Below are 20,098 nucleotides of genomic sequence, written 5' to 3'. Positions count from 1 at the left end.
CAAAAGGATAGTTTCCTTTTGACCACTACCTAAGATTATCAATAATTTTAAGCTGTGGTGATTAGCATTGGTAAAATCATTGGATGGCGTTCAGTTTGATTGAAGAGGAATTCCTGAAGGGAGTCAATGATTGCATCGCGTAACATCGCTTCAGTCACATTTTCTTCATCAGCAAAGGTTTTGCGAATTAAATTGTAGATCCGCTTTTGAGCTGATTCAATTAAACTACCAGATTCACGCATATAGACAAAGCCCCGTGATAAAATATCCGGACCGGCTAAGACTAACTTGCGCTTATAGTCGATTGTGGCCACGACGACAACTAAACCTTCCTCAGAAAGGATGCGCCGATCGTGGAGCACGATATTGCCAATATCACCAATGCCAGAACCGTCAACGTAGACGTCGTCAGCAGGGAAGTGACCAGCAACACGCGCGCGATCGCTAGTTAAAGCTAAAACATCACCGTTTTCGAGAATATAACTGTGATCCATTGGCACGCCACATAATTCAGCTAATTCCGTATGAATCTTCAACATCCGGTATTCACCATGAATTGGCATGAAGAATTTAGGCTTCATTAGCCGTAACATTAATTTCTGTTCTTCTTGACCACCATGACCAGAAGTATGAATATTGTTGACCTTGCCATGAATCACATGGGCGCCAGCTTCTGATAACTGGTTGATCAAATGGTTGACGCTGATCGTGTTCCCAGGAATTGGGTTACTTGAGAAAATGACCGTGTCGCCAGGATTAATTGAAATCTGGCGATGAGTACCGTTAGCAATTCGACTCAAAGCAGCCATTGGTTCACCTTGCGAACCAGTACAGAGAATCATCACTTCATTAGCAGGCAAGTGATTGATTTCGTGGGCGTCAACTAAAACACCATCGGGAATCTTCAAGTAGCCTAACTCTTGACCATTAACAATCGCGGTTTCCATACTACGACCGAAAACAGCAACTTTACGATGATGTTCAATGGCGGCAGAAACAGCTTGCGCGACCCGAGAGATATTTGAAGCGAAGGAAGCAAAGATGATCCGACCTTCAATACCTTCGAAAATATGACGAATGGAATTACCAACAAAGCGTTCGGATTTAGTAAAGTTGGGAATTTCGGCATTGGTTGAATCAGACATCAATAATAAGACGCCTTCTTCACCTAAACGCGCCATTCGTTGTAAGTTAGGTGAAGGTTGGTCACCAACTGGCGTCAAGTCAAACTTGAAGTCACCGGTTTCGACAACCACACCTTGAGGCGTATGCACAGCCACACCTAATGTGTCAGGAATGGAGTGCGTTGTCCGGAAGAAAGTGACACTAACCTTAGGGAATTTCAACACACTGTCTTCACTTAATTCATGAAGTTCAGTTGTATTCAAAAGACCGTGTTCTTCCAATTTACCCTTAATTAAAGCTAATGCCAAAGGACCGGCATAGATTGGGATATTCGGGATTTGTTTCAATAAGAAAGGAATTCCGCCGATATGGTCTTCGTGGCCGTGAGTAATTACTAAAGCCTTGACCTTATCGATATTTTCAGCAATATAACTATAATCAGAGATGACATAATCGATCCCTAGTAAATCATCTTCAGGGAATTTGATCCCCGCATCAATAATGATGATTTCATCTTGGAATTGAACGCCATACATGTTCTTGCCGATTTCGCCTAATCCGCCAATGGCATAAACTGCGGTTTCGTTGTTCTGTATTTTAAGCTTTTTGACCATTAATTAAACTCCGTTAGCTTAAAGTTAGGACTCTTTTGTTCATAATCCAAGAAATTGCCGGTTAATTCTTGAATCAATTCAACATTATAGTCAGTGTTTTTTGCGACTAAGGCACGAGCAGCAACGGCAGAATCAGCTTCTAAATAAAGGGCTTGAGTTAATTCCCGTTGAGGATTGCGAATCGCATTTGGTTGGTACAATACTTTAAAAATCAAAATAAAAACTCCTTATAAACGATATTTTTAGTTTTCCGAACGTTGGGTCAATGAAAAAATCATTATTTTTCATTCACAGTTATGATGATATTATCATATTTTGCCCAACTTGTATACTCGCAAGAACCAATGAAGACGGTTGTATGGGCAAATTGTTGGCTTTTTTTGAATCCATATTTACTAGATTTTCGGTTTTTCTTAAGATGTGTAAAAATATTTATTTTGAAACTCGTAAATTGAAATTGATGTAAGTCGCTCCTTAATTGAAAAACGACAGGCCCAGCGATTTGAATCTTTGAAACTAAATGGTGCTAAGTCTTCCCCAATTAGCTTTTGGTGGTGGCTGGGCGATTTAGAGGGCGTGGAACGACGTGGCCGTCGATTTGAGCTTTTCTGCGAAAATCTCAAATTCGAGGCTTATTGTAAGTGCTGAAGCACCAACAATAATTTCACATCTGACGCCAATCGCCCAGCCACCACCAGATGAAACTAACAGAATTGATTATCACTGTTTGGAAAACCAGATTTGTGGGAACTAAAAGTATGTTTGACAAGCTTTCTGATATTGACGAAATCAATGTACTTCAAAGATTGAGATATCCAATCAAACTATTTTGGTTTTCTGTTCAAACTTAATATCATTCTGACAGGGTTGAGCAACTCTACAATAGACTGCCTTAATCACTAACAATAATGAAATGAACCGCACTAACTCAAGACGGAATGGAGGGCGTGGTTGTCAGCCGCCAAAATTTGTCTTGTCGCTTTAGCGATTAGACAAAGGGTTGTATTTGAGATTGTTGCGGAGCAATAAGCTCAAATCAATCCCGGCCGCGTTCCACAACCAAAACGCCCGCAATGCAGTCAGACTCAATCTTGTTTTAAAACTTTACCAAGGTTTTAGTAGTCTCGATCTTCAATAATCGCTCAAACCTATGTTCTACAATCAATGAGTCCAGAATGCAGTCTGTAATCAGTTCAGTTTATTAACTAAATTTTCCTTAAATAAATTTGCCAAACCCGTTAAGTAAGCCTTGAAAATAGTTTTTTACTTCGTGAGTCGGTATACTAACTTTAAAAGGATGTGAAGCCATGATTATTTGGTGGTCGATTTTAATCATATTAATGCTTATTATTCTCGGCTGGACTGGTCACCATTTGTGGCTGATCCGCCAGCAACATCGTCAGCAGCAATTAGTGGATACGCAGATTAACCAGGCTATTCAAAAATGGGCGCCTAAATTATCGCAATTACAAGTGCAAACACTGCATAGCGAAGTGCCAGTTTCGATTTGGCATCGTGATGTTTTGGTGTTTGAATATCAAGTGCAGCTAACGACTGCGGAACCAATTAATTTGACGATTGGTGAGTTTGAACGTTATTTGCGTGAAGCCGTTGAACTGCCCGCTCAAATTATTGTAACTGAATGTTGGCAGCTCCATGACCAATTTCATTTTGATGTGGCTTATTTAGATAATCAAGCGACGATTAATTATGTTCATGATATGGCCCGGGTTTTCAATGATGAGTCGCAAACAAAAACGCCGACTGCTCACCCAAATTGGCAAACAACGGCGTCAAAGAAATCATCGTCTAAGTAGGCTGCTCATGCAGTTAGTCGCTTAGTCAATGAGTACAGTATTCTGATCAGTTAATTGGTAAGGATCTTTTTGATTGATCAAGTCGTAATAGAGATGACCATTTAAATGATCAATTTCGTGTTGGCAAACAATGGCCGGGTAGTCGCGTAAACGAATTTTATGCGTTTTGCCGTCAATGTCTTGGTAACGAACAGTAATGCGATCATGGCGAACCACATAACCAGGTAAATCGTGATCAACAGACAGGCAGCCTTCACCTTCAGAAAGTGCCGCTGGCTGAACGGAGTGACTAACAATCACGGGATTAATAATAACTTCTTTAAATAATGGTTTCGGATGATCCTCAGTACCAGGAACCAACACGGCGGCCATCATTTCGGAAACACCAACTTGAGGTGCGGCTAAGCCAACACCAGGACGGAGCCCGTATTTTTCTGCCGTTTCTGGGACTTGACTAACTTCTAAGTATTCCATCATATCGTGAGCCAATTTTTGATCAGCTTCGCTTAAGGGAAATGCGACTTTGGCTGCGACTTGCCGTAAAACAGGATCGCCATCACGAGTAATGTCTTTCATTAAATACACGATATTTCCTCCAAACAATCTAACATATTAAGTTAATTTTAGCAGATAGCCCCGTTTTTTTAAAGCAAGCATCTGGCCGCAACGATTTTTTTTACAATTAATCCGGGAAAAATATGGTGAGCCTGCGTAGGCAATTAGTTGCAATTCCCAGAAAAATCAGTATTATAAGTAAATGAATGGTCCCAAAACTAAATAACACCTGTTAGGTGAGGCTCCTATACAAACATAAGCTACTGCTCAGAAACATCGAGAGATGCCCATGAGTCAGCTGGAATTGCCTTCAAGGCTCTTTCTAATGTAGCTGAATTTATTTTCTACGTTGTATAGTGCTAAAACTCAACAGTGATTAAGCAAATATTTGCGCACACTCACTGTTGATGAGTGTGCTTTTTTAGTTTCAAAGTGATTATTAGTCGTTGGTTCGTGTTCATACTTTAGGAGGTGATCTTGTGCCCGCTGGTCCTGATTCAGATAATTTACCAATACAACATTCGCGTACAATCGACAATGATTGTACGCCAGAAAAACCTGGAGGTAGCAACAATGTTGTTTTCAACCAAGAAGGGTGCAATCACCCAAAGCAAAACCGAGGCGTTACTGGCGGATAGCCGGGTTACACCAGAGGAAATTTTAAACAAACTTCACACGACTACAGCTGGCTTAAGCGCTGATGAAGTCGAAAAACGTCAAGACCAATATGGCCTAAATCAAGTCGTTGTTAATGCAGAGGCTAGTCGCTGGCAGATATTGGGACAATCATTCCTAGATCCATTTGTCATCGTTCTAATTGCCTTAGCAGTTGTTTCTGCCTTGACCGCGGATTATGATGGCGCCATTGTCATGTCAATGATGATTCTATTATCAGTGGTGTTGCGCTTTACTCAAGAAGTTCGTTCACAAAAAGCCAGCCAAGCTCTGAAGAAAATGATTGCCAATACTTGTGCCGTGACTCGTGAAGGCTTCACGGCAGAACGGCCCATGACTGAGGTCGTTCCTGGCGATATTATTCAATTACAAACAGGTGATTTAATTCCAGCCGATGCTTATTTATTAACAGCGAAGGACTTATTTTTAAATCAATCTTCAATTACTGGTGAATCAATGCCAGTCGAAAAATTTGTTGGTGCTGATCGGCAAAATGATGCAGCGACTGATCAACAAATCTTTGATCATCCCAATCTTTTATTTATGGGTACAGATGTGATTAGTGGTGCTGGCCAAGCAGTGATTTTAAAAACAGGTCGGGAAACATTGTTTGGTGATTTGGCCAAGTTGGCGACCGCCAAACGTGGCGACACCCAGTTTGATCGGGGCTTGCGGCATATTTCCAAACTGTTGATCATTATGATGTGTGTGCTCGTGCCCATTGTATTTGCAATCAATGCCATTACTAAGGGCGATTTAACCCAAGCTTTCTTCTTTGCAGTAGCCATTGCCGTTGGTTTAACACCAGAAATGTTGCCAATGGTCGTTAATAGTAATTTAGCGAAGGGTGCGACCACCTTGGCTAAGAAGAAAGTTATTGTTAAAGAATTACGGGCGGTGCAAAATCTGGGCGCCGTTGATGTCCTTTGTACAGATAAAACCGGGACTTTAACGCAAGATCAAATTACCTTGATGTCACATTTGGATCCCCAAGGCGAAAACGATCAAGAAGTTTTGCACTTAGCTTATATGAACTCGAATTATCAAACTGGTTGGAAGAACTTACTGGATCAGGCCGTAATTGATTACGGCAATCTACCAAATCATCAAGCGATGATGGCGAGTTTACCAGCTGATTTACAAAAGGTTGATGAAATTCCTTTTGATTTCAACCGGCGGCGCTTAACAGTCGTCGTTAAAAACGATCAACATCAGTGGATGGTTACCAAAGGTGCCTTTGAAGAAGTATTGGGCATTTGTAATCGGGTGCGCTGGAATGGCAGCATTCAAAAGTTAACTCCTAAAATTAAGCAACAATTGATTGAACTTAATCAACAGTTAAACGATCAAGGGATGCGGATTCTCGGGATTGCTTACCGAATTGATGTTCACGAACAGGCTACTTATGAAGTTGGCGACGAAAATGGCATGGTTTTTGCGGGCTTAATGGGCTTTTTAGATCCTGAAAAAGCCAGTGCCGCCCAAGCAGTGCAATTACTGCAGAATCATCACGTGACGGTTAAAATCCTGACTGGTGACAACGGCACTATCACTCAACATGTTGCTGGTAAGGTGGGCATCAAAAATGATCGCTTCTATGAAGGCCGCCAAATTGCCGAAATGACCGATGAAGAAATCGACCAGATTGTTGACGATTGCGATTTGTTCGTGAAATTAAATCCCGTTCAAAAAGCGCGGTTGATCAAGATTCTTCAGGAAAAGCATACTGTTGCCTATATGGGCGACGGCATTAACGATGCACCGGCTTTGCGGCAAGCTGATGTGGGGATTTCCGTCGATAATGCGGCTGATGTCACTAAGGAAGCCAGCTCAGTTATTCTGCTAGAAAAAAGTTTGTTAGTTTTGGAAGATGGGATTATTGAAGGCCGTACGGTTTATCGGAATACCATGAAGTATATTCGCATGACGATTGCTTCCAATTTCGGTAATTCATTAAGCGTATTATTGGCCAGCATTTTCTTACCATTCTTGCCCATGTTATCGCTACAAATTTTGGTTCAAAATCTGATTTACGATTTCGCCCAAATGTCCTTGCCATGGGATCACGTTGATCGTCAAACTTTGTTGAAACCAACGCCTTGGCGGACGAAGGGATTATTACGGTTTGCCTTGATTTTCGGTCCTGTTAGTTCGATTTTTGACTTGATCACCTTCGCTTTTATGTGGTTTGTCCTGCACGCCGATGTGGCATCACGAGCGGGTTTATTCCAGACTGGCTGGTTCTTAGTCGGTTTGATTACCCAAAGCTTAGTGGTTTTTGTTTATCGGACAACGCGGGTGCCATTCTTCAAAAGTAAATCGAGTTGGCAAGTTATCAGCGCCACTGTTGGTGCCATCTTGCTAGGTTTCTTCATGGTCTTTGGCCCATTACAACATACTTTCGGCTTTGAGAATTTGCCGGCGCTTTATTGGCTATTCTTGCCCGCAGTCGTGATTTGCTATTTGGTGCTATCAGATGTGCTGAAGAAACTATTGAAAGTAAAATTAAACTAAATTAACGTGTATCAAAAACTGTTGTCGGTTAATAACCTAATTAACGAGTTTTCTGGGCAAACCAGAAACTGTTCGTCAGGTTATTTTTTTGGCGCTAATTTTCTGGCAATTTAAAAGCAAGGGCGTGGTTTTAAGATAATTTTGAATCGAGGGTGCCTGCTTAAAGTCAGTTTCAACAGCCAAGCTAACAGTTTCAGTTAGGTTAAACCCTTGAATCGTGGCCAAATTTTGTTAACAAATTTGGTAAAACGATAACAGAATAAACATGAAAAGGAACAGTAGTATTCGTTTTCATATACTTGATTTTTTTCGTTTTTAAATTCACATATGATGACGGTGAAATCGCTTAATCATAAGGCTGAACTTAAACGCTTGCAAGTTTATTTTAATCATGATATCTTTAGCGTAGTTTAATATTCATAACACAGATCATAATTAATTGTGTAACAGAAAGTCGAGGGTGAATAATGGCTCAAGAAAAAATTGATTTTGCAGCAATCCTCAACGAGGAAGCGCAAGAATTTAAAGAAATTCAGATTTTAAATGAAGCTGGGGAAATTGTAGCGCCAGATTTAGTACCAGATTTAAGCGACGAACAATTGGTCAATTTATTAACGAAAATGGTGTGGGCGCGAACTTTAGATCAACGCTCAACTGCACTTAACCGTCAGGGACGTTTGGGCTTTTACGCCCCAACTGCTGGTCACGAAGCTTCCCAGGTGGCTAGTGAATTGGCGATGGATAAACAAGATTTTCTATTACCACGTTATCGTGATGTGCCAGAATTAATTTTGCATGGCTTGCCACTCTACCAAGCCTTTTTGTGGTCCCGAGGTCATCAGGCGGGTAATGAATATCCGGCTGAACTACAGGCTTTGCCACCACAGATTATTATCGGCGCTCAATATGTGCAAGCTGCCGGGGTGGCTTTAGGAATTAAGAAAAATAACAAGCCGCAAGTTGCGTACGCTTATACCGGTGACGGTGGGACCTCCGAAGGTGACTTCTATGAAGGCATCAACTTTGCTGGTCATTTCAAAGCACCGGCAATTTTTGTTGTTGAAAATAATGGTTTTGCAATTTCGGTTCCTCGTAGTGCACAGACAGCGGCGAAAACACTAGCCCAAAAAGCAGTTGCTGCTGGTATTCCCGGAATTGTCGTTGACGGGATGGATGCTTTAGCAGTATATCAAGCCATGGCTTCAGCACGTGCTTGGGCAGTTGCCGGCAATGGCCCAGTTTTAATTGAGACGATGACGTATCGTTATGGTCCCCATACTTTATCTGGCGATGATCCTAAACGTTATCGGACGCCAGAAATGGATCAACTGTGGCTTAGTCGTGATCCGTTAATTCGGATGCGTAAATATCTCACGGCCAAGAATCTTTGGAGCGAAGATCAAGAAACAGCCTTGGTGGAACAGTTCAAAGCCGAAATTAAGGCAGCGATTGACCAAGCCGATCAAATCGCCCCACAAAAAGTCTCAGATTTCCTAAAGAATACTTACCAAAACGCACCGCAAAACATTCAAGAAGAATTACAAAAATTTAACCAACGGGAGGCCAAATAATGACTCAAAAAACAATGATTCAAGCAATTACTGATGGATTGGCAGCTGAATTAGCAGCTGATGACAAGGTCATGGTCTTTGGCGAAGATGTTGGTAAGAACGGCGGCGTTTTTCGAGCTACTGAAGGTTTGCAAGCAAAATTTGGTGAAGAAAAAGTTTTTGACACGCCTTTAGCTGAATCAGGCATTGGTGGTTTAGCAATTGGTTTGGCTTTACAAGGTTTTCGACCAGTCCCAGAAATTCAATTCTTTGGGTTTATTCTAGAAACCATGGATTCGATTGGTGGCCAAATGTCACGCATGCGCTATCGCATGGGTAATACCCGCCAAATGCCAATCACAATTCGGGCACCATTTGGTGGTGGCGTTCATACCCCCGAAATGCATTCTGATAATTTCGAAGGCTTGATTACCCAATTTCCAGGGATGCGGGTCGTGGTGCCTAGTAATCCGAAAGATGCTAAGGGATTATTAATTAGTTCGATTAAAAGTGATGATCCCGTGTTATTCTTGGAACACATGAAGCTTTATCGTTCTTTCCGCGAAGAAGTTCCTGATGAAGCTTACGAGATTCCCCTTGATCAAGCCGCTGTTGTTCGATCGGGTAAAGATGTGACGATTGTGACTTATGGTGCCATGGTTCGCGAAGCAGTCAAGGCTGCTGATGAATTGGCGCAACAGCAAATTGATGCTGAGATTATTGATCTCAGAACAATTGCACCTCTGGATACGAAAACAATCATTGACTCAGTCATCAAAACTGGTCGCGTCGTGGTGGTTCAGGAAGCACAACGTCAAGCTGGCGTTGGTAACCAAGTGATTTCTGAAATTTCGCAACGGGCAATTTTAAATTTACAAGCACCAATTGGCTTTGTTGCCGCACCAGATACACCGTTCCCATTTGGCCAAGCCGAATCGCTTTGGCTGCCTAATGCGCAGGATATTGTTGCTAAAGTTCAGGACACCGTTAATTTCTAATTTCAGGAGGCTAAGTTAATGAGTTATATTTTCAAATTACCCGAACTAGGGGAAGGCATCGCTGAAGGCGAAATTGTCAAATGGCATGTTCAACCAGGTGATCAAGTTAAAGAAGACGACATCATTCTTGAAGTCCAAAATGATAAGTCAGTTGAAGAAATCCCTTCACCAGAAAGTGGTACTGTGACCCAGATTCTGGCCCAAGAAGGCGACACCGTCACGGTTGGCCAACCATTAATTGAGTTTGATGGTGACGGCAGCCAGCCTAGTACGACTACTGCCACGGTCGCGGAAACAGCAACTGTTGCTGCACCGACACCGGCCGCGGTCCCTGTTGCAAGTACCAGTTATTACCAATTCAAATTACCGGAACTAGGGGAGGGCATTGCTGAAGGCGAAATCGTCAAGTGGCATGTTCAGCCTGGTACTGAAATCAAAGAAGACGAGACTTTATTAGAGGTTCAAAACGATAAGTCAGTTGAAGAAATCCCTTCGCCAGTGACAGGAAAAGTCACAAAAATTTTGACACCAGAAGGGCAAACAGTGACCGTCGGTGAACCATTGGTCGAAATTGATGCTCCTGGTCACAATCAGGCTGGCACCGCACCATCAGCACCAGCTTCAACAGCATCAGCACCAGCAATTGCAGCAACAACGGCAACTGCGACTGCTAGCGCCACACCACAAGTTGCGACTAGCACTGCGGCCCATCCAATTTTAGCGATGCCATCAGTACGGCTATATGCACGTGAACAAGGTGTTGCCTTAGAACAAGTTCAAGCAACTGGTAAAAACGGTCGAATCACTAAGGCCGACATTGATGCAGCTAAATCTGGCGTTGCCATTACTACCACTGCCAGTGAACCAACTGCAGCCACACCAGTCGCAGCAACGGCGCCCGCAGCTGCAAAACCAGCACCACAAGCCTTGCCAGAAAATGCTAACGAAACGCGGGAAAAGATGAGCCCAACTCGGAAAGCAATTGCCAAAGCAATGGTTAACAGCAAGCACACAGCACCACATGTCACTTTATTTGACGATGTGGAAGTTTCCAAGTTAATGACCCATCGTAAGAAATTCAAGGCTGTGGCGGCTGACAAGGGCATCAAGTTAACCTTCTTAGCTTATGTGGTCAAAGCTTTAGTGATTGTTCTGCGCGATTTTCCAGTATTGAATGCTTCAATTGACGATGCCAATCAAGAAATTGTTTATAAGCATTACTTTAATGTGGGAATTGCGACTGACACACCTCATGGGCTATACGTGCCAAATATTAAAAATGCTGATGCCAAAAGTATTTTTGCGATTGCGGAAGAAATCAGTGCCAATGCTGTTAAGGCCCAGGATAATAAGTTGAAACCTGACGAAATGGCTCATGGTTCCATGACAATCAGTAATATCGGTTCAATTGGTGGAGGTTGGTTCACACCGGTCATTAATTATCCAGAAGTAGCAATTCTCGGCTTTGGTCGGATTGCCAAAGAGCCTTATGTCAACGAAGATGGCGAAGTGGCCGTTGGTGCGATGATGAAACTATCCTTATCTTTTGATCATCGCTTGATTGATGGCGCCACTGCTCAAAAAGCAATGAATGAGTTGAAACAGTTGTTAGCAGATCCCGAATTATTATTGATGGAGGGTTAATTATGGTCGTTGGAGATTTTGCAATTGATTTAGATACTGTCGTGATTGGTGCTGGCCCTGGCGGTTATGTTGCCGCAATCCATGCTGCTGAATTAGGTCAGAAAGTGACTGTTATTGAACGTGAATACGTTGGTGGCGTTTGTCTTAATGTGGGCTGTATTCCCTCTAAAGCTTTAATCACTGCCGGCCACCGTTTACAAGAAGCACGTGATGCCAGTGCTTTTGGCATTAGTAAAACCGATGCGACGATTGATTTCGCTAAAACTCAGGATTGGAAACAACATCGGGTCGTTGAACGCTTAACTGGTGGCGTACGGATGTTATTTAAGAAGCACAAAATTGACCTAATTGAAGGCGATGCGTTCTTAAAGGATGCCCACAGTTTGCGGGTCATTCAAAAAGATAGTGCCCAAACTTATACTTTCAAAAACTTGATTATTGCAACAGGGTCACGACCAGTTGAAATCAAAGGCTTTAAATTTGAAAAACGTGTGGTTGATTCTACTGGCGGTCTTAATTTACATGAAGTACCTAAGAAATTGATTGTCATTGGTGGCGGTTATATTGGTTCTGAATTAGCTGGTGCTTACGCTAATTTGGGCGCTGAAGTGACGATTTTAGAAGGTACACCGTCAATCCTGCCTAATTTTGATGCCGATATGGTCAAGCTCGTCTTAGACAGCTTCCAGAAAAAGGGCGTTAAGGTGGTCACTGGTGCCATGGCTAAAAGCGCTGAGAACTTTGATGATCATGTCACGGTGACTTATGAAGCTAATGGTCAAACCGAAAAAATTGATGCTGATTATGTGATGGTCACAGTAGGTCGGCGGCCGAACACCAATGACATGGGGCTCGAACAAGCTGGCGTTAAAATGAGTGATCGCGGTTTAATCGAGGTTGATCAACAAGGTCGGACTAATCAAGCCAACATTTATGCGATTGGTGATATTGTTCCTGGCGCTGCTCTGGCACATAAGGCTTCTTATGAAGGTAAAGTTGCCGCCGAAGCGATTAGTGGCAAACCAGCAGCCGTTGATTATCGGGCAATGCCAGCAGTTTGCTACACTGATCCTGAACTAGCGACGACTGGGTTAAATTTGGCTGAAGCTAAGGATCAAGGCTATCAAGCTAAAGCCGATAAATTCCCGTTCGCAGCTAATGGCCGGGCCATTTCCTTGCAAGAAACGACTGGTTTTGTCAAATTAATTTCTGACAAAAATGATGGTACATTACTAGGCGCACAAGTTGCTGGCAGTGGTGCTAGTGATTTGATTTCGGAGCTGACCTTAGCTGTTGAATCTGGCATGAATATTAGTGATTTAGCACTGACGATTCATCCTCATCCAACTTTAAGTGAGGCCATCATGGATGCAGCTGATTTAGCGGAAGGTATGCCAACCAATATTTAAGTGATGAATTAATCTGTTAGTGACAACAAAAGAGTTCATGATCAGCCGCAAAACTGATCAATGAACTCTTTTTTGTGTCTGTGTCAACGCAAGTTCAAAAGCTACGGTGTCGGCGATAAAACAGAATTGGTTCTGACTGCATTGCGGGCTTGCTGGTTGTGGAACGCTGCCGGCATCGATTGATGCCAATTAAGGACCAAATTGTCACCAATACGAGCCTTTGTCTAACCGCTGAAGCGGCGAGACAAATTTAGCTGCTTCTCGCAAGCTCCTACGCAAATAAAACCCGATTGGCTGACAACCACGCCCTCCATTCTGTCTGGAGTTGATGTTGTGAACTGTACCTTTGCTAGTTGTTAAGGCATCCATAGCAAGTCATATCAACTAAACATAGACTGATAACGCTAAATATTGAAACTAAAATAACCTGATTAACAACCTCTAGTTTTTCAACTCAGAGTGATTGTCAATCAGGTTTTGTTGGTTGGTGCTGTCTACTTTTCTAAGTAGTGGTGTTCCATTAAATTAGTCAGATCAGGCAGGGGCCCAGCGATTGGCGTCAGCCGTGAAATTTGTCTTGCTGCTTTAGCAGCTAGTCAAAGCCTCGCATTGAAGACAATTCGGTTTTTGAATTGGCTTCAATCGATGGCCACGGCGTTCCACGCCCATAAAATCGCTGGGCCCCTGCCGTTCTCAATTAGGGAGTCGCATAATTCGATAGTCCGTTGTGTTAGATAAAGTCGATTCTTGAGGGTACAAAAACCCCCAACACTCCTGAGGAATGTTAGGGGTTTGCTGACTAGCAGCGATTAATAATCTTGTCAGTACCTAAAACTAATAATTTGGATGATTGACAGTTTTAGTTGTTTTTAAATATTAAAGTTCTACGCCAGCTTCATCAAAGAAGTGGGCTAATGGTTTCAATTCTTGAGCATCATAGCTGGCGAAGAAATCTTCTAGGCTAGTCGTGCCTTTTAAGTCGTGGTTTGCATTGTAACTTGGGCTGATTGTTTCGGTTAATTGGCCATCTTTAATGCTTAACTCCAGCTCTTCAACTGGCAAGCCACGTTTTTGCGTGATTTTAGCATCGATTAAGAAAGGACGACCAGCTTTGGTGACTTCAACGGCACGATCGAAAGCAGCTGGTAATTCACTTGATTTACGAACAGTGATTGATTCCACACCCATCCCTTGAGCAATCATCGCGAAATCTTGGTCTTCCAAATCGATCCCACTATGATGAGCAATATTCAAGTCATCTTGTTCTGACTTGATGAAGCCTAAAACAGTGTTGGAAGTAATAATGTTGATAATTGGTAATTGATATTTCTTCTGATCGATCAAATCTTGCATGACCATTGAGAAGGCACCATCACCGGAAATGTTGAAGACTTGGCGGTCAGGGAAGGAGAGTTTGCCGGCAATTGCCCCAGGTAAACCATAACCCATGGAAGCAAACAACGCTGAAATCGTCCATTTGTTCTTTGGTGTTAGATTAAGATAACGGAAGGAATTAATAATGTTGTCGCCAACATCAATTGAGAAAACAGCGTCATCTTCAGCAATTCGGTTAATTTGCTTATAAATTGGTTCAAATTCTAGTGGGTCAGTCTCACGATTGAGTAATTTGTCTAAATATTGCCGCCAATTCAGATTGTCAGCTACAGCCGCCTTGAAGTATGGACTTGGTGCCGCTGCTTCACTACGGTCAAGTGCTTTCTCAACGAAAGCAGTGGCGTCACTCCAAATGCCTAAGTCTAAGAAATGATGGCGACCAAACTGAGCTTCATCAACGTCAACTTGCACGAACTTAAAGGGATGAGTCCGATAAACTAAGTTAGCAAATGGGAAGTCAGTCCCAATAGCAATAACTAAATCGCTAACGGCGAAAATTTCATCGGCAGCTTTAGCCGCAGCCCGATTGGCATAACCTAAGTTACCTTCATAATGATCATCGATCAATCCCTTAGCTAAGCCAGTTAAAACTAACGGTACCTGTAATTTCTTGGATAATTCAATTAATTTGTCACCGCCGCCTCGGATCCCGCGGCCAACGTGAATGACTGGCCGCTTAGCCGCTTTGATCATATCAAGGACTTGATCGACTTCAGCATCAGTTGCTGTTGGTAAAGGTTTAACTTTGTTATCAGTTGGCGAAACGCTGGTGTATGGCTCGTCAGGAATTTCAACATAGCCAAAGTCGTTGGGAATGATCACGACAGCAACGCCTTGATGCTTATAAGCTTCGCGAATTGCCTTATCAACTACGTAAGGTAAGCTTTCCGGCGTCATGACTAAACGATTGTAAACTGCCACGTCAGCAAAAATTGGATTTTCATCGAATTCTTGGAAGTAATTGGTGTTCATATTTTTACTTGGAACTTGACCAATTAACGCTAAAACAGGTGCGTGGTCTTCACGAGCGTCGTATAAACCAGTTAGCAGGTTAGTGGCACCAGGGCCAGCTGAGCCGAAAGTAACGGCAATTTTGCCAGTTAATTTTGCATCGGCTGAGGCTGCTAAGGCACCAACTTGTTCGTGGCGGATTTGCACATATTTCAAGCGCTCTTTTTCTTGATCTAAAGCGGACATAGTTGAGTTAAATGAACCACCAGGGTAACCGTAAATATGTTTAACACCCCATGATTCGATGACACGTAACATTGCGACACTTGCTGGAACTGTATTTTGATTGTTCATGATTGATATCCCCCAATAAGATAAAGATTGTAAACAATTTGTTCGTAGACAATGTAACACATTATGCAAACGGTTGCAACAGATTAATTATACGGGATAGCGCAAGAAGTTGGCAAGTTTTATGAACCGCTTTCACAAACGCTGACTAGACAAGGTTTGGCGACGATTCTTTAAGAGGATTAGCTCTAAAAATAATTTTTTAGGTGGCAGTTTTGAGGAAATTATTGTGGCCAAATCTTTTTTATTTTTGGTTAAACAGCTTTACTGCAATGATTATATAATCATTGAATAACATTAAATGAATAAAGAACATTTAAAAATATAACAGCTTGGTTTAGTTGTGTGAAACAGTTACTAATTAAAAAGTCCTGACTAAGAGGTGACAGGGATGCGAATCAAATTCCTAAAAAAGGCGTAAATGTGTTAAAATTAAGCCACAATCTAAGGAGTGAATACAATGGATACTAATTATAGTTACCCACTAGATCCAGAATGGAATCAAGAACAATTATTAGCCGCGATGGCAATTTTTAATTTAACGGAAGATGCTTATGAAACGAAACTGAATGTTGCTGATTTTCAGAAAGCTTGGCAGCATTATCAGACACTTTTTCCAGCTAAGATGGATCAGCGTCAGATCGATCGGGAATTTAAACGGGTCAGTGGTTACTCGATTTATGCGGTTCAAAAAGCAGTTAGTCAGGCCAAGGGCGCAACAATCAAAATGAAATAATGAAATGAGGTAGATTATGGTACAGGCAACGCTTAAAATTCAACAAGATTTAGTCGAATGGTTATCGATTGTTGGTGATCAATTACGGCGTGATTTACATAGTCCTTTAAAGGTGAGTACTAAAAGTGGCCGTAATGATTTAGTGACCAATTTGGACAAGCAAACGGAGCAGTTTTATGTGCAACAAATTCGGGCTCATTACCCTGAAGCGCATATTTGTGGCGAAGAGGGTTTTGGTGATCAGTTAACTGATTTATCAGGATTGGTTTTCTTCGTTGATCCAATTGATGGCACCATGAACTTTGTCCGCCAAAAAAATAATTTCGCGACGATGATCGGTGTTTATTTAGATGGTCAACCATTAGTCGGGGCCATTCTCGATGTGATTGGCGCGAAATTATTAGTCGGCGGTGCCGAAACTGGTGTGCAATTAAACGGCTATCCTTTAAAGCAAATCGAGCCGGCACCAATTGCTGAAGGTTTGCTAGGCGTCAATGCCATGATGTACGCTGCTAATAAATATCACTTGCAAGATTTGGCGGCCCAAACTTCTGGTGTGCGGGTAACAGGTAGTGCTGGCCTTGAATTCATTCAAGTCATTACGGGCCAGCAAAATGGTTATGTTTCCTCATTATCACCTTGGGATGTGGCTGCAGGTTGGGCGATTGGTCAAGGCATTGGCATCGAAGCTCATAATTTAGCTGGTCAACAACCACAGCTGCGAGATCGGGAAGTTATTATCGCTGGAATTCCCGAAATTTGGCGGTCATTTCAGAAATTACAAAATTGAAACCGATTTTATGAATAATTTTCTGTAAGCTGGCTCATATTTATGGTATTATTTTACTTGACTGTACGAGAGAGCTTATTACCTATGCTTTTTGGAAGGAAGAAAACATTAGTGAAAACACGTGAAGATATTCGAAACATTGCCATCATCGCCCATGTCGATCATGGTAAAACAACCTTAGTTAATGAATTATTAAAACAATCTGATACCCTTGATGAACATATCAATTTGGAAGATCGGGCGATGGATTCCAACCCAATTGAACGGGAACGTGGGATTACCATCTTATCTAAAGTAACGGCCGTTGATTATCACGATCACAAAATCAACATCTTGGACACCCCAGGACATGCTGACTTTGGTGGTGAAGTTGAACGGATCATGCGAATGGTTGATGGTGTGCTGTTAGTTGTCGATGCTTTTGAAGGTACGATGCCACAAACACGGTTCGTTTTGAAGAAAGCTTTGGAACAACATTTAACACCAATCGTTGTGATCAACAAGATTGACCGTCCTGGTGCTCGTCCTGAAGAAGTTGTCGACGAAGTTCTGGAATTATTTATCGAATTAGGTGCTGACGAAGATCAATTAGACTTCCCAGTTGTTTATACTAGTGCCGTTAATGGTACTTCAAGTATGGATGCTGATTTGGATACTCAGAAACATACGATGGCACCTGTTTTCGACACAATTTTGGATACAATTCCAGCTCCTGTTGATAACAGCGACGAACCATTACAATTCCAAGTTGCCATGTTAGACTACAACGATTATGTTGGTCGTGTTGGTATTGGCCGAATTTTCCGTGGTAAAATCAAAATTGGCGATAGCGTTTCTGTTTTGAAATTGGACGGATCTGCCAAAAACTTCCGAGTAACTAAATTATTTGGTTTCTTCGGTTTGAAACGAATTGAAGTTAATGAAGCTAAGGCCGGCGATTTGATTGCCGTTTCTGGGATGGAAGATATCTTCGTTGGTGAAACAGTCACACCAGTTGATCATCAAGACCGGTTACCAATCTTACGGATCGATGCGCCAACTTTGCAAATGACTTTTGCCGTTAACGACTCACCATTTGCCGGTAAAGAAGGTAAATTCGTGACTCCTCGTAAGATCGAAGACCGTTTGAAGTCACAATTGCACACTGACGTTTCATTACGGGTTGATGATACTGATTTACCAGGTGCTTGGGTTGTCTCAGGTCGTGGGGAATTACATTTATCGATTCTAGTTGAAGAAATGCGTCGTGAAGGCTTCGAGTTACAACTTTCTCGTCCTGAAGTTATCTATCGCGAAATCGATGGCAAGCTTTCAGAACCATTTGAAAGTGTTCAAATCGATACACCTGACAATTATGTTGGTTCTGTGATTGACTCAATGGCCCAACGTAAAGGTGACATGAAGAACATGGAATCACTTGGTAACGGTCAAACTCGGATGATCTTCTTAGCACCATCTCGTGGCTTGATTGGTTATTCAACTGAATTCTTATCTCAAACTGGTGGTTACGGGATCATGAACCACTCATTCGAGAAGTACATGCCTGTTGTTCGTAACTGGAACCCTGGTCGTCAATCAGGTGCTTTGGTTTCAATCAACCAAGGTACTGCCACAACTTATAGTTTGCAATCTGTTGAAGATCGTGGTGAATTATTCGTTGATGCCGGCGTTGACGTTTATGAAGGGATGATTGTTGGTCAAAGTAACCGTGATCAAGACATCGCAGTTAACGTTACTAAGGGTAAAAACTTAACTAACACTCGTGCCGCTGGTAAAGACCATGCTGCTGCCATTCGGACACCACGGACGATGTCATTGGAAGAATCAATTGAATTCTTGAACGAAGACGAATACTGTGAAGTAACACCAACAAGCGTTCGTTTACGTAAAAAGATTTTAAATACTAACGAACGTCGTAAGAATGACAAACGTCGTAAGATGGCTGCCAACGACAAATAATCAAAAGAATGCTTAACTGGTCAGAATTTATTTTCTGGCTAGTTTTTTTGTGGCTGGATTATTTTTGCTAAAACTTTATTCCTGGTTAAGAAAAATTATTGCTATTGCGGAGGTGCACCATGTCGTTAGGTAGTATTCTGAAAGCAACGCGCCAAGCACAAAACAAATCACAAAAACAGTTAGCAAACGGAATCTGTTCACAATCAATGTTGTCGGCGATTGAAAACAATCGTTATACACCAAATGCTAAATTGATGTTGGCCTTATGCCAGCGCTTAAAAATCGATTTGAATCAGTTCAGTTTGGCCGCTAACTTTGCGATTAGTGATCAGGACCCAATCAATACGACCATTAGTGAGTTGTGTAATCAACATCAGTATCAAGCCTTAAAGGTCTTTTTGCAGCAGCCACAAACGTTGGCAGCAATTACAACTGATACGCAGACCCAGGCATATTACTATTATTTGGGGATTGCTGAATTTCAAACCGAGGCCACGTTGACCAACGCACACCAAGATTTGAAAATGGCCGTCAACTTGATTGCGCCACTCCAACCATTAACCGCATTGTCACGATTATGCTTAGTTTCGCTGGCCTTAATTCTGGTTCGGAACAAGCAACATCACGCAGTAGCTGATTTAGTCAAACGTGCCTTGACGGGCATTAGAGCGGCGCCTTTTGAGGAAGATTTAAATGTTGTTTTCTACTTAGCAGCTTTAATTCAGTTTGACTTGAATGACGAGCAAGCGGCCACTGATTATCTGAGAGCGGGAATTGAGTTTGCGGCGGGCCATGATTCTCATTACATGTTGGCTAATGATTATCGGTTGTTAGCAGAGATAGCCGCTGTTAATGGTCAACGTCATGAACAGCTAATGGATCTAGAGCATCAGCAGTTTCTGGTTAGCCTGTTTCATGAAAAAGTCAATGAACATTTTTAAAATATTAGTATTCTGATTTTTCCTTATGTTAGCAAGCAAGTATATTTAGGCTATCAATTAAGGAGGTCATGAAG

The 20,098-nt window shown here is 42.1% G+C and carries 14 protein-coding genes and 1 riboswitch; of the genes, 10 read left to right on the top strand and 4 right to left on the bottom strand.

Features of this window, described 5'->3' with window-relative positions:
• Positions 1 to 47: 47 nt before the first annotated feature.
• Entirely contained in the window at positions 48 to 1,739 is a 1,692-nt protein-coding gene (gene rnjA, locus EKM82_RS01445) for a ribonuclease J1 (RefSeq protein ID WP_125766552.1), read from the bottom strand.
• Complete coding sequence (locus EKM82_RS01440) at positions 1,739 to 1,954, bottom strand: DNA-directed RNA polymerase subunit epsilon (protein ID WP_125766551.1); 216 nt, start codon at positions 1,952 to 1,954, stop codon at positions 1,739 to 1,741. Before EKM82_RS01440 ends, rnjA begins: the two co-directional genes overlap by 1 nt.
• Before the next feature lie 1,092 nt (positions 1,955 to 3,046).
• Here EKM82_RS01440 and EKM82_RS01435 point away from each other — a divergent pair.
• A complete protein-coding gene (locus EKM82_RS01435) occupies positions 3,047 to 3,556 on the top strand; it encodes a hypothetical protein (protein ID WP_125766550.1) in 510 nt (169 codons plus the stop codon).
• A gap of 21 nt (positions 3,557 to 3,577) precedes the next feature.
• Here EKM82_RS01435 and def read toward each other — a convergent pair whose 3' ends face one another.
• A complete protein-coding gene (def, locus tag EKM82_RS01430) occupies positions 3,578 to 4,141 on the bottom strand; it encodes a peptide deformylase (RefSeq protein ID WP_125766549.1) in 564 nt (187 codons plus the stop codon).
• Positions 4,142 to 4,332: 191 nt separating this feature from the next.
• Positions 4,333 to 4,492, top strand: a riboswitch (M-box (ykoK) riboswitch).
• 192 nt (positions 4,493 to 4,684) lie between these two features.
• Between def and mgtA the strand changes: the two genes are divergently transcribed.
• From mgtA to lpdA, 5 genes are all read left to right on the top strand, one after another.
• On the top strand, positions 4,685 to 7,300 hold the full coding sequence (gene mgtA / locus EKM82_RS01425) for a magnesium-translocating P-type ATPase (protein ID WP_125766548.1): 2,616 nt from the start codon (positions 4,685 to 4,687) through the stop codon (positions 7,298 to 7,300).
• A gap of 467 nt (positions 7,301 to 7,767) precedes the next feature.
• Positions 7,768 to 8,871, top strand: a complete 1,104-nt coding sequence (gene pdhA / locus EKM82_RS01420) for a pyruvate dehydrogenase (acetyl-transferring) E1 component subunit alpha (protein WP_125766547.1) — start codon at positions 7,768 to 7,770, stop codon at positions 8,869 to 8,871.
• Positions 8,871 to 9,848 (top strand): alpha-ketoacid dehydrogenase subunit beta, encoded by a 978-nt coding sequence (locus tag EKM82_RS01415; protein WP_125766546.1) that lies wholly within the window; start codon positions 8,871 to 8,873, stop codon positions 9,846 to 9,848. Before pdhA ends, EKM82_RS01415 begins: the two co-directional genes overlap by 1 nt.
• A gap of 18 nt (positions 9,849 to 9,866) precedes the next feature.
• Positions 9,867 to 11,492: a dihydrolipoyllysine-residue acetyltransferase gene (locus EKM82_RS01410; RefSeq protein WP_125766545.1), complete on the top strand. Its 1,626-nt coding sequence runs from the start codon at positions 9,867 to 9,869 to the stop codon at positions 11,490 to 11,492.
• Between the two features lie 2 nt (positions 11,493 to 11,494).
• Positions 11,495 to 12,901 (top strand): dihydrolipoyl dehydrogenase, encoded by a 1,407-nt coding sequence (gene lpdA, locus EKM82_RS01405; RefSeq protein WP_125766544.1) that lies wholly within the window; start codon positions 11,495 to 11,497, stop codon positions 12,899 to 12,901.
• 876 nt (positions 12,902 to 13,777) lie between these two features.
• On the opposite strand, the gene spxB is transcribed toward lpdA, so the two are convergent.
• Positions 13,778 to 15,601, bottom strand: coding sequence for a pyruvate oxidase (gene spxB, locus EKM82_RS01400; protein ID WP_125766543.1), 1,824 nt, complete (start codon positions 15,599 to 15,601; stop codon positions 13,778 to 13,780).
• A 457-nt stretch (positions 15,602 to 16,058) separates the two neighbouring features.
• Between spxB and EKM82_RS01395 the strand changes: the two genes are divergently transcribed.
• The 4 genes from EKM82_RS01395 (at position 16,059) to EKM82_RS01380 (ending at position 20,024) form a co-directional block, all read left to right on the top strand.
• Positions 16,059 to 16,334 (top strand): UPF0223 family protein, encoded by a 276-nt coding sequence (locus EKM82_RS01395; RefSeq protein WP_125766542.1) that lies wholly within the window; start codon positions 16,059 to 16,061, stop codon positions 16,332 to 16,334.
• A gap of 16 nt (positions 16,335 to 16,350) precedes the next feature.
• Positions 16,351 to 17,124: an inositol monophosphatase family protein gene (locus tag EKM82_RS01390; protein ID WP_125766541.1), complete on the top strand. Its 774-nt coding sequence runs from the start codon at positions 16,351 to 16,353 to the stop codon at positions 17,122 to 17,124.
• A 111-nt stretch (positions 17,125 to 17,235) separates the two neighbouring features.
• Entirely contained in the window at positions 17,236 to 19,083 is a 1,848-nt protein-coding gene (gene typA / locus EKM82_RS01385; RefSeq protein WP_125766540.1) for a translational GTPase TypA, read from the top strand.
• 119 nt (positions 19,084 to 19,202) lie between these two features.
• On the top strand, positions 19,203 to 20,024 hold the full coding sequence (locus EKM82_RS01380) for a helix-turn-helix domain-containing protein (RefSeq protein ID WP_125766539.1): 822 nt from the start codon (positions 19,203 to 19,205) through the stop codon (positions 20,022 to 20,024).
• The last annotated feature ends 74 nt before the right edge of the window (positions 20,025 to 20,098 follow it).

Source organism: Lapidilactobacillus wuchangensis (genome assembly GCF_003946645.1).
Lineage (GTDB): Bacteria > Bacillota > Bacilli > Lactobacillales > Lactobacillaceae > Lapidilactobacillus > Lapidilactobacillus wuchangensis.
This window is presented reverse-complemented; position numbering and strand designations above follow the sequence as displayed.